Raw genomic sequence first — 13,217 nt, forward strand, 5'->3', positions numbered from 1 at the left:
TATACGCATTTTACACGAACCCTTTACTCTATACGTGTAGGACAAATTACACATTAAACGCAGGGGGAATTCAGGAAATGAAAAAAAACAAATGGATGCTTATGCTTCTGATGGCTGCTGTTATGATCGTCGCTGCAGCATGCGGAAATGCAAAGGAAAGCGGCAAGACGGACGGCCAATCTGCAAGTGAGGATAAAAAAGCATCAGGTTCTTTAACCATTTCTGGTTCATCAGCCATGCAGCCGTTAGTACTGGCAGCGGCGGAAAAGTTTATGGAAAAACATCCGGATGCTGATGTGCAGGTGCAAGCGGGAGGTTCAGGAACAGGTCTTTCACAAGTGTCTGAAGGCGCAGTGCAAATCGGCAACTCAGACGTCTTTGCCGAAGAAAAAGAAGGCATTGATGCGAAAGCCCTGAATGATCACCGTGTAGCGGTAGTTGCGATGGCGGCTGCGGTCAACCCGGGTGCAGGCGTAAAGGATATAACCAAAAAACAGCTGGCAGACGTCTTTACAGGCAAAATTAAAAACTGGAAAGAGCTTGGCGGCAAAGATCAAAAGATTACACTCGTCAACCGTCCTGATTCATCAGGCACACGCGCTACGTTCGTCAAATACGCGCTTGACGGAGCGGAACCTGCAGAGGGCATCACAGAGGATTCCTCCAATACAGTCAAAAAAATCATTGCGGAAACACCGGGAGCAATCGGTTATCTGGCTTTCTCTTATATAAACGATGACAAAGTAACGCCTTTATCAATCGGCGGCATCAAACCCGAAGAGAAAAATGTTGTAACAGGGGAATATCCGATTTGGGCTTACGAGCACTCTTATACGAAAGGTGAAGCATCTGGCCTGACCAAAACATTTCTTGACTATTTGAACAGCGATGAAGTACAGAAAAGTATCGTAAAAGATCAGGGCTACATTCCGATCTCTGATATGAAAGTCACACGTGACGCAAAAGGCAAGCAAAGCTGAGGGGAGGGCGGGCTCCCCGTCCTTCTTCTTTATAGGAGTGTAAACAAATGATAAATCACAGAGAAAAAGAGTCTGTAAGCGAACGCTTAATAAGCTCAAAACAAAACAGGCAATTGGATGAAGTCCGCGGAAGAGTGATTGTGTCTGTATGTGCGGCGATTATCATTGCGGCATCAGCGGCAATCACCATCTTTCTCGGCATAAAGGGGCTGCAATCTTTTTTTGTAAATGGTGTAAGCCCGATTGAATTCTTAACAAGTCTGAATTGGAATCCAACCCAGTCAAAGCCTGAGTTCGGCGCGCTGCCTTTTATTTTCGGATCATTCGCGGTCACGGTTCTATCTGCTCTGATCGCGGCGCCCCTCGGGATTGCGGGTGCCGTGTTTATGACGGAAATTGCGCCGACTTGGGGAAAAAAAGTGCTGCAGCCGGTAATCGAGCTGCTTGTCGGCATTCCGTCCGTCGTTTATGGATTCATAGGTCTTACAGTATTGGTTCCGTTTATCGGATCTTTTAAATCAAGCGGAACGGGTCACAGTCTTCTGGCGGGAACGATCGTACTTTCGGTGATGATTCTGCCGACCATTACGTCGATTTCCGCTGATGCGCTTGCGTCATTACCGAAACACCTTCGTGACGGTTCATATGCGCTCGGTGCGACGAGATGGCAGACAATCAGGAAGGTGCTTATCCCGGCGGCGTTTCCGACATTGCTGACCGCTGTCGTGCTTGGAATGGCAAGAGCGTTCGGAGAAGCTCTCGCCGTACAGATGGTTATCGGAAATACAAAGCTTCTCCCGGAAAGCCTGCTTGATACGGCGGGGACATTAACGACGATTATCACGTTAAACATGGGCCATACCACATACGGAAGTATCGAAAATAATACGCTGTGGTCGATGGGGCTTGTTCTTCTTATCATGTCGTTTCTGTTTATACTGCTCATACGCTACTTGTCATCTAGGAGGAAAGTATAATGAACCGGAAAATAACGGATAAATTGGCCACCGGTGTATTCGGTTTATGCGCCGCTGTGATTGCGGCGATTTTAGCAGGATTGTTTTTGTATATTCTGATTCACGGCGTCTCGGAAATCACATTGCATTTTCTTACGTCAAAATCAAGCGCTATCGCGTCAGGCGGCGGGATACGGGATCAGCTTTTTAACTCCTTTTACATTCTGTTCATCACCATGCTGATCACGATACCGCTTGGTGTGGGGGGCGGCGTCTTTATGGCCGAATATGCGCCGCAAAATAAAATCACTGATTTTATCAGAACATGTATTGAAGTTCTGTCGTCGCTTCCGTCGATTGTCATCGGGATGTTCGGCATGCTGATGTTTGTGAACCTGACGGGGTGGGGATACACGATTATCGGGGGCGCACTCGCTTTAACGGTCTTTAACCTTCCCGTAATGGTCCGGGTGACAGAAGGCGCGCTCACTGCAGTTCCTAAAGAACTGAAAGAAGCTTCTCTTGCTTTAGGCGTATCGAGATGGCATACCGTCAAAACGGTGCTGATTCCGAGCGCGATTCCTTCGATTTTAACCGGAGCCATTTTGGCATCAGGAAGAGTGTTCGGAGAAGCGGCGGCATTGTTATTTACAGCGGGGCTGACAACGCCGCGGCTGAATTTTACCGATTTAAACCCGTTTTCTGAAGCATCTCCATTAAATATTTTCAGGCCGGCTGAGACGCTGGCGGTTCATATATGGAGCGTCAATACCCAGGGGATCATTCCCGATGCAGAAGCAATAGCAAACGGCGGCTCGGCAGTGCTGGTGATTTCAGTGCTCTTGTTTAACCTTTGTGCAAGATGGCTCGGATCTGCCATCTATAAAAAGCTTACGGCAAATTAATCGGAAAGAGGCGAAAACATGATTGATCACATCGTCAGGGAACAAGCGGAACAGACAGAGCGCTCGCCGGAGTCGTCGATTTTGGAAGTGAATCATTTGTCCATTTACTACGGAGACAAACAAGCGGTTAAGCGTGTGAATATGGATATTGAAAAACATGCGGTGACGGCTCTGATCGGCCCGTCCGGCTGCGGAAAATCAACATTTCTGAGGCAGATTAACAGAATGAACGATGCCATCCCTTCTGCAAGAAGCGAGGGGGAAATCCTTTATGAAGGACTGAATATTTTGGGGGAAGAGATTAATGTCGTGTCTCTCAGACGGGAGATCGGTATGGTGTTTCAAAAACCGAATCCGTTCCCCAAATCCATTTACAATAACATCACACATGCGCTGAAGTATGCGGGTGAACGAAGAAAAGCCGTTTTGGACGAAGCGGTAGAGGAAAGCTTAACGAAAGCTGCGCTTTGGGATGAAGTCAAAGACCGTCTTCATTCATCGGCTCTTTCATTATCAGGCGGCCAGCAGCAGCGCCTTTGCATCGCCCGGACGCTTGCGATGAAACCTGCCGTACTTCTTTTAGATGAACCGGCCTCAGCTCTGGATCCCATCTCAAACGCCAGAATCGAGACGCTTTTGACAGAACTGAAAAAAGATTATTCGATTGTTATCGTTACGCATAACATGCAGCAGGCGCTGAGGGTGTCTGACCGCACGGCTTTCTTTTTAAACGGAGAAGTGGTGGAGTACGGACAGACAGAACAGATTTTTACTAGTCCTAAAGAGAAAAAGACGGATGACTATATTAACGGAAAGTTCGGATAGGGGGAAGGACCGTGAGCGTTGTAAAAGAAGCGGTGCACACACAGAATCTATTTGATATTCAAGGCATGAACGTATGGTATGGAGCTCATCAGGCCTTGAAAAATATTACGATCGGGTTTGAGGAGCGGAAGGTAACTGCCATCATCGGTCCGTCCGGCTGCGGGAAATCCACGTTTATTAAAACATTAAACTTAATGCTGCAAATGGCTCCGAATGTCAAAGTGACAGGCGACATGATTTATAACGGGCGCAATCTGCTGAAAGAAAAGACGGATGCGGCAGAATTAAGAAAGCAGATCGGTATGGTGTTTCAAAAAGGCAATCCGTTTCCGCAGTCCATATTTGAAAATGTCGTGTACGGACCGAGAATACACGGCGAAAAAAATAAAAAGAAACTGCTTGAAATCGCCGAAGAATCATTAAAGGCAGCAGCGCTCTGGGATGAAGTGAAGGATCGTCTCCATCAGCAGGCGCTTTCCCTGTCAGGCGGACAGCAGCAGCGGCTATGCATCGCAAGGGCGCTCGCCACAAAACCGGATGTCCTATTGATGGATGAACCGACGTCCGCTCTTGATCCCGTGTCCACCCGGAAAATAGAAGAGCTGATTCTGACCTTAAAAGAGAAGTATACCATTGTCATTGTGACGCACAACATGCAGCAGGCTGCGAGAGTTTCTGATCAAACCGCGTTTTTCTATATGGGCGAACTTGTAGAGCGGGGCGATACGGGCAAAATCTTTTCCAAGCCGGATCATCAAAAAACATATGATTATATCACCGGAAAATTCGGATGAAAAAACGGGCCCGGCCATTGACCGGGTCCGTTTTATATGGCCTATTAAAAAAGCCTGCCGGCCGTATCCATGAATGGACGATGCCTGCAAGCTTTTTTAGCGGGTTAATGTTTTGACGATTTTTTTGAAGCTCATATCTGAGTCGACTTTGAAATGGCCGGCGCGGATTTCTTTGTGGTAGCCTGCGTCGATGACGTAATCATTAAAGTCCTTCGCTGAAGGAATAATTCCTTCTTTTTCAAGGATGGATGACACATCAGCAGTGCTCATTCCGTCTTTGATCGTAAGTTTGTATGTGACCTTTTTCTTTTTGGCGTCCGTGTTTTGATCGTTGTTTAACGATTTTTCCTTAGCGTCAAGCAGTTTTTGATAGTCATCCCGTTTGACGGAGACTTTTTGCTGAGAGTCGAGGTAGCTGTTTACTTCTTTTTCTGTCAATGCTGTTTTTTCAGTTTTAACGGCAGCTGCCTGGTCATGGTCAGTCAAATAGAAGACAGCGGCGAGGACGGCCGTCGCTAAAATCATGCCTGCTGCAAAAGCCTGAATGCCCCGTTTTGTCATACGAGCACCTTCTCATTATCTTTAATAATGGTATTGACGTCCTCGACAGACACGTGTTCCGCTTTTGCGATGGCTTCGGCAGACATCCCGTTGTTATATTTTGAAATGATTTGTTTGGCGATTTTTTGGTTAATGCCGCTGCTTTTGGTTTTGCGGATGACGAGGTTGGTTTCCAGCAATTCTTCTTCAAGCACCGTCATTTTCTTCTTTAACTTGTAAATTTCCTGCATGGCGGAAAGCTGAAGCGTTTCAAGCTCCTGTTCCACGTCTTTCATCGGATCTCTTTGAGAATATGAGAATGCAATAAGCGCTATACTGACGATAAACAACGCAATAATAGCAATTTCCACGTTTCATCACCTTCTATTATTAATTTGCCCTTCTTTTTTATACCATAAAACGCCGCCATTCTAAAGGAAATAGAGAAAAAAACAGAATTTTGTCGGAAAATCTTTTTTATTCGGGGGGCAAACGGATATTTCTCTATAGATTTCGCATATGAAAGCCCTTTTTTGTCCTGTTTCGTCATTTTTTGTATGCGTCTTGCGCAAGGTCATTCAGAGGATCAGAAACATAAACTGATGTTTTCTGCACTTAAACAACATTTCATGTAAATCAGCTCTAGCATTCCGTGCATTATAGTGGTATTATGTATAAGTCTGAATAAGTAAATGATATTTAGTTTGGAGGGAAAATAATGCGCGTTAATATTACTTTGGCTTGCACTGAATGTGGTGAGCGTAACTATATTTCTAAAAAGAACAAACGCAACAATCCGGACCGCGTTGAATTTAAAAAATATTGCCCACGTGATAAAAAATCTACGTTACACCGTGAAACAAAATAAGCTGTTTTAAACGGCGAAAAAAGCTGGAGCTTTCAATAAAGTTCTGGCTTTTTTGTCTTTCAGGGAGGTTTGAGAAACGTGAAAGCACAAATCAGAACCGATATAAAAGCAAAGCTTTCCGGCATAACAGAAAGTGAATGGGAGGCAAAAAGCCGCAGCATGTACAAAACGCTGTTTTCTTTAAAAGAATGGAAACAAGCCCGCATGATTGCCGTCACCATCTCGAAACGCTTGGAAATTCCGACACGGCCGATTATTGAACAGGCTTGGAAAGAGGGAAAACAAGTCTGTATCCCGAAATGCTTCCCCCAGACGGGAGCGATGGAATTCCGTACATTTTCTGCTGATGATCAGCTGGAAACCGTATATGCCGGTCTCAGTGAACCGATCGAAAGCCTGACTGAAAAAGCGGCTCAAAAAGACATTGATCTTGTTATTGTGCCGGGTGTGGCTTTTGACCGGGAAGGCTTCAGAATCGGATACGGCGGCGGATATTATGATCGGTTTCTGACCGGTTATGAAGGCCGTACCGTGTCGCTTCTCTTCGACTGCCAGCTGACAGACCGCATTCCCCGCATGCCCCACGATATTCCGGTCGATATGATCGTGACTGAATCTGAAACCATCGCATAAAAAACTTCTTGCATCCGAATAATTCTCGCTGTTTGACAAACGATAGGGGCAGGAGGGATAAAATGAAAAAATTGTTGATCTACTCATTATGCGCCGTCTCTGTTTTTGCCGTTTACCAAAACCGCTACCGTCTGATGAACACCGTGCTCAGCCAGCCGGGGATCAGACGGTCGTTTATTCATCTTTTTTTAAAAATACCGTTTATCAGAAATAAGTTCATTCAGCAGGCCTTTTAAACAAATCCCGTTTTTTCAGCGGGATTTTTTGCATGAAAAAACCTGCCTGTAATGACGGCAGGTTTTTCTCGTAATGTCAGTTTTTTTTCAGGAAACCGAGAAGGATTGAAATGATCGGTGAAATGTACAGGAAAAAGGTAAACGGCAGGTAATCGATGACAGAAACCCCTAATGCGCTAGCCATGAAAGCGCCGCTTACTCCCCAAGGAATCAGCGGATTGATCAATGTTCCGCCGTCCTCAATCGATCGTGCAAGGTGAAGCCGCTTAATGCTGAGCTTGTCATATAAATGTTTATAAGACTGACCCGGAATTAAGATCGACAAGTATTGCTCGCCTGTCGCAAGGTTTACTCCAATGCTTGAGAAGACGGTCGCCATGACAAGACGTCCTTTCGTATGCACGCCTTTTATCAATCCTTGAAGCAGCGCTGCGATCAGGCCTGTTTTTTCCATCAGGCCGCCGAGCGCAAAGGCGATCATAATCAGAGATACTGATCCCATCATGGATTGAAGTCCGCCTCTGTTGATAATGCTGGCTACAGCCTGGTCGCCGGTTTTAAAAGCCGTGCCGCTTTGCAGGGCGGATATAAATCCTTGAATGCTGCTGTCAGGAATCAAAACGGCAGTCAGAAGCCCTGCGGAAATAATACCGGCGGTAAGCACCGGAATAACGGAAACCCGTCTGACCGCCAAAATGATTACCAAAAGAGGTGAAAGAAGCGACCAAGGCGTAACGTGCACGGCCTCTTTAATTCCAGAAATGACCGCCTCAATATTTTGCGTTGAAGCGGCATTTATTGAAACGGATGAACCGAGAATATAAAAAAGAACGATTGTGATCAAAAGTGCCGGAACGGTCGTGCCCATCATATGGCGGATATGCTTAAAAATCGGAATTTCGCCGATACCGGCGGCAAAATTCGTCGTGTCGGACATCGGTGACATTTTATCACCGAAACAGGCCCCGCAAATGACTGCTCCCGCCGTCCATTCGAGCGGAACTCCCGCCGCGCTTGCCACCCCTAACAGCGCGACGCCGATTGTACTGACAGTTGTCAGACTTGAGCCGACAAGTGTGCTGATGATCATGCATGAAAATAATGCGGTCAATAGCAGCTGACTCGGCTGTATTATTGATAAAGCGTAAACAGTGACGGAGGGAATAGCCCCGCTGTACATCCAAGCGCCGATCAGCATACCGATCAAAGCCAGCACGATAATCGGCTGTACACCGTTTTTCAATCCGCTGACAATTCCTTTTTCAAGACTGCCCCACGAGAAACCGAGCCGCAAACCTGCCAGAGACAGAATAATGACACAAAAAAACAGCGGCATATGCGGCTCCGTATGAAAGAAAAACAGGCAGGAAATAATGACTGCTAACATTAAAACAAATAAACCGATGGCTGAAATGAACGTCAGCCTTTTTTCTTGTTTCAAAACAACACCCCATCAAACTTTAATCCTTTTGTGCTTTTGGGCACGAAAGTATTGTAACAGAAAAACGCATAAATGAGTGTTTTTTTACAATTATGAATATGGATTTTACCAAAAAGACACAAGTGAATTTTATCCAATTGTTTTTTACTTGACGCCTGCTTTAGAGATGAAATACGCTTATACTGAGAAGAAAAGAAATGGTGAAGAAGATGAATTCATTTTATGACGTACAGCAGCTGTTTAAGTCATTCGGACATATCGTGTATTTCGGTGACAGACAAGCTGAAATTGACTTTATGAAAGATGAATTAAAGGAAATGTACTTGTCAAACGTGATTGAAAGAGACTTATGGCTGAAGGCCTCCGGAGTTCTACAGCAGGAATCTGAGAGGATTAAAAGAAGAGACAACAGCAGGATTTAATAAGAAAAGGAGATCATTATGGAAGAGACATGGTTTGCGGGGATTGATCTTGGCGGAACAACTATCAAGCTGGCCTTTATCAATATGTACGGTGAAATCCAGCATAAATGGGAGGTTCCGACCGATAAGACAGGAAACACTATAACGGTCACGATTGCAAAAGCGCTTGACCAGAAGCTGGAAGAATTGAACAAGCCGAAACGAATCTTGAAATGGATCGGCATGGGAGCGCCCGGACCCGTGGAAATAGCGACAGGGATGGTTTATGAGACGACTAATATGGGGTGGAAAAACTATCCTTTGAAAGACCATCTCGAGGCGGAAACGGGTATTCCGGCCGTTATTGAAAACGATGCCAATATCGCGGCGCTCGGAGAAATGTGGAAAGGCGCAGGTGACGGAGCCAAAGATGTCATTTTGGTGACGCTCGGAACCGGTGTCGGCGGAGGCATCATCGTCAACGGCGAAATCGTTCACGGTAAAAACGGGGCCGGCGGAGAAATCGGTCATATTTGCAGCATTCCGGAAGGGGGAGCTCCGTGCAACTGCGGAAAATCCGGCTGTATCGAAACGATTGCGTCCGCAACCGGCATCGTCCGCATCGCAAAAGAAAAACTTGCGTCGGTTTCCGACTCTTCGCTATTGCAAGTGCGTGATCTGACGGCACGTGACGTGTTCGATGCGGCAAAACAGCAGGATAAGACAGCGCTTGAAGTCGTTGATTATGTCGCAAAACATTTAGGCCTCGTGCTCGGAAATCTGGCAAGCGCCATGAACCCGACGAAAATCGTGCTCGGCGGAGGCGTGTCTAAAGCAGGCGAAATACTGCGGTCAAAAGTGGAAGAGACCTTCAAAATCACCGCGTTCCCGCGTTCTGCGGAAGCAGCCGATATTTCGATTGCGGCACTGGGAAATGACGCCGGAGTCATCGGCGGAGCATGGATTGCCAAAAATGAATGGCTTAAATATCAAAACTGCTAGAGAAAGTCTGCCTGCCCATATAGCGGGCGGCTTTCTTTTTTTATCTCCCCTGTCATATAGTTTTAAAAAAGGGGGATGAACATGGCGGGAATTCGTGTCAAACCTGAAATAAAACGGCATATGAAAGATGTTGCACAGGTGCTTTCAATTGATAAAAAACTGTTGGAAGACGCCAATAAAACGGCGGAAAGCGATGAATTATTTTGTCCCGGCTTCCTCGTGAGCAGTCAGCCAGAATGTCCGATAGAAACGCTTAGCGGGCTTTCGCAATACATCCGGCACTGTGAAAGCATTCTTTCCGCTGATCAATGGGTGAAGGAAGAAAAGGTGTACGGCTCTCAATCGGTTTATGAAGAAATTGAGAAAATAACGGATGTCTTTCCGTTTGTCACGTGCCGTAAAATCGGCAGTTCCGTTTTGGGAAAACCGCTCTATGAGCTGAGAATAGGCGCGGATACGGCCGAGAGAAACGTGCATGTAAACGCCTCTTTTCATGCCAATGAATGGATTACCACGTCGGTTGCGATTAAATGGTGCAAAGAATATTGCGCGGCATTATGCGAAAATAAAACGGTTTTCGGACTTTCCGCTATTGATATATTCAGCCGGACATCCTTATCATTCGTTCCGCTCGTAAATCCTGACGGTGTGGATCTCGTACTTTACGGATGTGAAGATTTATCAGAAAAAAATGAATTTCTCAATGAATTAAATGAGCACCGCCCGGATTTCCGCGAATGGAAGGCGAATATAAACGGCGTTGATTTAAATAAACATTTCCCATCGAATTGGGAGATTGAACAGAGGCGCAAACCGAAGGCTCCCTCGTACCGTGATTTTCCGGGCACGGCGCCGCTCACTGAACCGGAGGCGCAGGCGATGCACCGGCTGATAACGGAGCAGCCGCCTGACAGGCTGATCGCGCTTCATACACAGGGAGAAGAGATTTATTGGGGGTACGAAGGATGTGAACCGGAGCAATCATGTGAGGTCATCCGGGAGTTCGAAGCGATAAGCGGAAACCGCTATCAAGGTGTAAAAACCATTGACAGCCATGCCGGTTTCAGGGATTGGTTTATACAGCAATACGGAAAAGAGGGCTATACCGTTGAGCTCGGGAAGGGGAAAAATCCTTTGCCTTTTCATCAGTTTTCGGATATTTATCAAGCGACGGAAGGAATATTGTGGAGGGCGCTTGTTTTTTGAGACATCTGTGAAATTTCTCATTTGTTTATATTAACAAATATGGGACAATAGAAAAGAATGGGGGGAAGGCTGGTGAGATACTTGTGTTGTGTTCTGCTGTCCGCGTTCGTTCTGTGTTTAGCGGCCTGTGAACCATCTCATCAGCAGCCTGACACAGACGTCTCAGCAAAAGCAGCAGAACAAAAAATCGTTCCGCTCAGTAAAAATGAAGCGGAGAAAACGGAAGGATGGCTGGATAACAGGACCATTCTGTATACAGCACATAATCAGCTGATGAAATATGACCTTTTCAGCGGAAAATCCGAACCGCTCTGCGAAACAAAGGGCCATATTGTCAATGTAAAGATCAGCCTGAAAAAAAAGCTGATTCTCGTTCAGGTGACAAACAGCGGACAGACTGAGCTTGTGCTCATGAACAAGCAGGGGAAAAGACTTTATCACAAAGCCTTTAACTCTTATGAGCTGGAGACGGCTTGGAATCCATATGACCCGTACCAAATGATGATTACCGTTTTTTCTGAAACATGGGACTTCACAGCCTATACGGCCGATATGAAACGCGGCATTTTAAAAATGAGTCCCGTTCAGGCCCCTTTTGTCCATTGGACGTCCTCCGATGAATTTCAATATATTAAGCAAGGAAAAACGGAGGAAGAGGGCCCTTTATATTCTTATGATCTGGAGACGGCAAAAGAAAAAAGAGTGCTACAACATGTCATCTGGGCAGATTCCCGCCCGGGTATGATGCTTGCCGTCAGACAAACGGATAAACCGGACGGCAACGGCGAGTTCCTTTTCCAAAAGCCGGCATCTGTGACACACCGCTTTCCTCTTCAAAAAAAGTATGAGAGCTTTGCGCCGATGGAATATGATTACGATCAGACCCACAAGCGGTTTTACACGTTTAAGCCGGAGGGCCGGTTATACAGGCTGATCAGCTTTGACTTGGGGGACAAACGGGAGCGGACGGTGCTTAACAATACGGAAATGGAACCGATTCAGATCTCTCCGAACGGGGAATACGCTTTATACGGCTTTACGTATGATCGTCTGATTTCACTGAAAACAGGACTGACAGAACCAATCATAACAAATGAAAAAGGAGTTTGAATCAAATGGCAATCGCAGATGTGACAATTATTCCGATCGGAACAAAAACACCGAGCGTCAGTGAGTATGTAGCGGACGTGCAAAAGATTTTGGAAGGCTACAAAGCAGCCGGCAAAATCAAATTTCAGCTCACACCGATGAACACTTTGATTGAAGGGGAGCTGAGCGACTTGTTCGCGGTCACTCAGGAGATCCACGAAGCCCCGTTCCAAAAAGGGCTGCACAGAGTGGCGACCAATATCCGCATTGATGACAGGCGTGATAAAGAAACGACGCTGGAGAGCAAAATCAAAAGTGTCAGCAAACATTTGCAGCAATAAAAAATAAGCCTGTATCCTAATGGATACAGGCTTTTAATGTGCAGTCGGATATCCGCTTGTAACAACGGTCATTACGGTAAACCAGCCGAACACGCCCAGTGTGGCGGCGGCTAACAAAAATCCCAGGATATTTCTCTGTCTGACAGCCCGCAGGACTCCTAACACAGCTAATAATGCGACAAGGCCGAAGATTACAACAAGTAACATCATGCTCCCCCTTTGTCATTGGAACCTGAAAATCTTTCCATTTTATTTTAACCGTTTTCATTTTGTTTGTCGATAGTGTTTTCCCAGCCGCATTCATTGAATCTTCGGCAGAAAACCTTCATAATAAGGGCATATACATAAAGAGGTGATAAAAGTGAAATGGAGACGAATGCCGGCCGGTCCGATTCAGGCAAACGCCTATTTTCTCGTCAGCGAGGATCAATCTTGTCTAATTTTCGATCCGGGCGGGGAAGCGGACAAACTCAACAATTACATAAAAGAAAACAATTTGAAGCCGCTTGCGATCTTGCTGACGCACGCCCATTTTGACCATATCGGCGCGCTTGACGAGGTAAGAGACAGATGGGATGTTCCCGTATATCTTCACAAAAATGAAGAAAAGTGGCTGGAGGACTCTTCCTTAAACGGATCAGGCATATTGCGCGGCATCGCTGTCACGGCACGGCCCGCCGATCGGCTGATTGAAGGCGACGGCATATTGGACATCGGCCCTTTCCATTTGGAGACGCTGTTTACGCCGGGACATTCACCTGGAAGCGTTTCTTATTATGTGAAGGACGCTGATTTGGTGATTTCAGGCGATGTGCTCTTTCAGGGAGGCATCGGCCGGACGGATTTACATGGAGGAAATCAGGACGTATTGCTTGATTCCATCCATCAAAAACTGCTCACGCTTCCCGGACATACACTTGTGTTAAGCGGTCATGGCGCGGAAACGGACATCCAGACAGAGCAGGAGCGAAATCCGTTTATTAATGGATTTTCATTGTAA

At 46.2% G+C, this 13,217-nt stretch carries 18 protein-coding genes; 14 read left to right on the plus strand and 4 right to left on the minus strand.

The features are described from left to right. Window positions 1–77 precede the first annotated feature (77 nt). The 5 genes from Y79_RS0118110 to pstB (Y79_RS0118130) are packed head-to-tail and all read left to right on the plus strand — an operon-like array spanning window position 78 to window position 4,460. Window positions 78–980: a phosphate ABC transporter substrate-binding protein gene (locus tag Y79_RS0118110; protein ID WP_016938944.1), complete on the plus strand. Its 903-nt coding sequence runs from the start codon at window positions 78–80 to the stop codon at window positions 978–980. Window positions 981–1,027: 47 nt separating this feature from the next. Further along, on the plus strand, window positions 1,028–1,957 hold the full coding sequence (pstC, locus tag Y79_RS0118115) for a phosphate ABC transporter permease subunit PstC (protein ID WP_016938945.1): 930 nt from the start codon (window positions 1,028–1,030) through the stop codon (window positions 1,955–1,957). Next, window positions 1,957–2,841 (plus strand): phosphate ABC transporter permease PstA, encoded by an 885-nt coding sequence (gene pstA / locus Y79_RS0118120; RefSeq protein WP_016938946.1) that lies wholly within the window; start codon window positions 1,957–1,959, stop codon window positions 2,839–2,841. The genes pstC and pstA overlap by 1 nt, the downstream gene beginning before the upstream one ends. 18 nt (window positions 2,842–2,859) lie before the next feature. Continuing rightward, complete coding sequence (gene pstB, locus Y79_RS0118125; protein ID WP_016938947.1) at window positions 2,860–3,666, plus strand: phosphate ABC transporter ATP-binding protein PstB; 807 nt, start codon at window positions 2,860–2,862, stop codon at window positions 3,664–3,666. 11 nt (window positions 3,667–3,677) lie between these two features. Further along, entirely contained in the window at window positions 3,678–4,460 is a 783-nt protein-coding gene (gene pstB, locus Y79_RS0118130) for a phosphate ABC transporter ATP-binding protein PstB (protein ID WP_016938948.1), read from the plus strand. A gap of 96 nt (window positions 4,461–4,556) precedes the next feature. Here pstB (Y79_RS0118130) and Y79_RS0118135 read toward each other — a convergent pair whose 3' ends face one another. Continuing rightward, complete coding sequence (locus tag Y79_RS0118135) at window positions 4,557–5,021, minus strand: endolytic transglycosylase MltG (RefSeq protein WP_016938949.1); 465 nt, start codon at window positions 5,019–5,021, stop codon at window positions 4,557–4,559. Further along, entirely contained in the window at window positions 5,018–5,371 is a 354-nt protein-coding gene (locus Y79_RS0118140; protein ID WP_016938950.1) for a hypothetical protein, read from the minus strand. Before Y79_RS0118140 ends, Y79_RS0118135 begins: the two co-directional genes overlap by 4 nt. Window positions 5,372–5,718: 347 nt before the next feature. Between Y79_RS0118140 and rpmG the strand changes: the two genes are divergently transcribed. The 3 genes from rpmG to Y79_RS1000000121350 all read left to right on the plus strand — a co-directional run bounded on the left by rpmG (window position 5,719) and on the right by Y79_RS1000000121350 (window position 6,737). After that, the gene (rpmG, locus tag Y79_RS1000000121060; protein WP_003153056.1) at window positions 5,719–5,868 is read left to right on the plus strand and encodes a 50S ribosomal protein L33; all 150 of its coding nucleotides are present in this window, start codon (window positions 5,719–5,721) and stop codon (window positions 5,866–5,868) included. Window positions 5,869–5,946: 78 nt separating this feature from the next. Beyond that, on the plus strand, window positions 5,947–6,501 hold the full coding sequence (locus Y79_RS0118150; protein ID WP_016938951.1) for a 5-formyltetrahydrofolate cyclo-ligase: 555 nt from the start codon (window positions 5,947–5,949) through the stop codon (window positions 6,499–6,501). 62 nt (window positions 6,502–6,563) lie between these two features. Further along, the gene (locus tag Y79_RS1000000121350; protein ID WP_016938952.1) at window positions 6,564–6,737 is read left to right on the plus strand and encodes a hypothetical protein; all 174 of its coding nucleotides are present in this window, start codon (window positions 6,564–6,566) and stop codon (window positions 6,735–6,737) included. Between the two features lie 76 nt (window positions 6,738–6,813). Here the strand turns inward: Y79_RS1000000121350 and nhaC are convergent, their stop codons facing one another. Then, window positions 6,814–8,178 carry a Na+/H+ antiporter NhaC gene (gene nhaC, locus Y79_RS0118160; protein WP_016938953.1) on the minus strand — a complete coding sequence of 455 codons (1,365 nt, stop codon included), beginning with the start codon at window positions 8,176–8,178 and terminating at the stop codon, window positions 6,814–6,816. 197 nt (window positions 8,179–8,375) lie between these two features. Between nhaC and Y79_RS0118165 the strand changes: the two genes are divergently transcribed. The 5 genes from Y79_RS0118165 (at window position 8,376) to Y79_RS0118185 (ending at window position 12,217) form a co-directional block, all read left to right on the plus strand. After that, entirely contained in the window at window positions 8,376–8,600 is a 225-nt protein-coding gene (locus Y79_RS0118165) for a YqgQ family protein (protein ID WP_016938954.1), read from the plus strand. 18 nt (window positions 8,601–8,618) lie between these two features. Then, window positions 8,619–9,581, plus strand: coding sequence for a glucose kinase GlcK (gene glcK / locus Y79_RS0118170; protein ID WP_016938955.1), 963 nt, complete (start codon window positions 8,619–8,621; stop codon window positions 9,579–9,581). 81 nt (window positions 9,582–9,662) lie between these two features. Beyond that, window positions 9,663–10,787 (plus strand): M14 family metallopeptidase, encoded by a 1,125-nt coding sequence (locus Y79_RS0118175; RefSeq protein WP_016938956.1) that lies wholly within the window; start codon window positions 9,663–9,665, stop codon window positions 10,785–10,787. A 72-nt stretch (window positions 10,788–10,859) separates the two neighbouring features. Further along, a complete protein-coding gene (locus Y79_RS0118180) occupies window positions 10,860–11,897 on the plus strand; it encodes a YqgU-like beta propeller domain-containing protein (RefSeq protein ID WP_016938957.1) in 1,038 nt (345 codons plus the stop codon). A gap of 5 nt (window positions 11,898–11,902) precedes the next feature. Then, window positions 11,903–12,217, plus strand: coding sequence for an MTH1187 family thiamine-binding protein (locus tag Y79_RS0118185; RefSeq protein WP_016938958.1), 315 nt, complete (start codon window positions 11,903–11,905; stop codon window positions 12,215–12,217). A gap of 33 nt (window positions 12,218–12,250) precedes the next feature. Here the strand turns inward: Y79_RS0118185 and Y79_RS1000000121065 are convergent, their stop codons facing one another. Further along, a complete protein-coding gene (locus tag Y79_RS1000000121065; protein ID WP_003153076.1) occupies window positions 12,251–12,424 on the minus strand; it encodes a DUF2759 domain-containing protein in 174 nt (57 codons plus the stop codon). Window positions 12,425–12,578: 154 nt separating this feature from the next. Here Y79_RS1000000121065 and Y79_RS0118195 point away from each other — a divergent pair, with 154 nt between their 5' ends. Continuing rightward, window positions 12,579–13,217 carry an MBL fold metallo-hydrolase gene (locus tag Y79_RS0118195; protein ID WP_016938959.1) on the plus strand — a complete coding sequence of 213 codons (639 nt, stop codon included), beginning with the start codon at window positions 12,579–12,581 and terminating at the stop codon, window positions 13,215–13,217.

It is taken from the genome of Bacillus siamensis KCTC 13613, from assembly GCF_000262045.1.
Classification (GTDB): domain Bacteria; phylum Bacillota; class Bacilli; order Bacillales; family Bacillaceae; genus Bacillus; species Bacillus siamensis.

Excerpts from the sequence above, each read along its gene's own strand:
- Y79_RS0118175 (WP_016938956.1), top strand. The coding sequence starts at position 9,663 with ATGGCGGGAATTCGTGTCAAACCTGAAATAAAACGGCATATGAAAGAT.
- Y79_RS1000000121065 (WP_003153076.1), bottom strand. The coding sequence starts at position 12,424 with ATGTTACTTGTTGTAATCTTCGGCCTTGTCGCATTATTAGCTGTGTTA.
- Y79_RS0118110 (WP_016938944.1), top strand. The coding sequence starts at position 78 with ATGAAAAAAAACAAATGGATGCTTATGCTTCTGATGGCTGCTGTTATG.
- pstA (WP_016938946.1), top strand. The coding sequence starts at position 1,957 with ATGAACCGGAAAATAACGGATAAATTGGCCACCGGTGTATTCGGTTTA.
- Y79_RS0118165 (WP_016938954.1), top strand. The coding sequence starts at position 8,376 with ATGGTGAAGAAGATGAATTCATTTTATGACGTACAGCAGCTGTTTAAG.
- Y79_RS0118135 (WP_016938949.1), bottom strand. The coding sequence starts at position 5,021 with ATGACAAAACGGGGCATTCAGGCTTTTGCAGCAGGCATGATTTTAGCG.
- pstB (WP_016938947.1), top strand. The coding sequence starts at position 2,860 with ATGATTGATCACATCGTCAGGGAACAAGCGGAACAGACAGAGCGCTCG.
- Y79_RS0118185 (WP_016938958.1), top strand. The coding sequence starts at position 11,903 with ATGGCAATCGCAGATGTGACAATTATTCCGATCGGAACAAAAACACCG.
- Y79_RS1000000121350 (WP_016938952.1), top strand. The coding sequence starts at position 6,564 with ATGAAAAAATTGTTGATCTACTCATTATGCGCCGTCTCTGTTTTTGCC.
- rpmG (WP_003153056.1), top strand. The coding sequence starts at position 5,719 with ATGCGCGTTAATATTACTTTGGCTTGCACTGAATGTGGTGAGCGTAAC.
- glcK (WP_016938955.1), top strand. The coding sequence starts at position 8,619 with ATGGAAGAGACATGGTTTGCGGGGATTGATCTTGGCGGAACAACTATC.
- pstC (WP_016938945.1), top strand. The coding sequence starts at position 1,028 with ATGATAAATCACAGAGAAAAAGAGTCTGTAAGCGAACGCTTAATAAGC.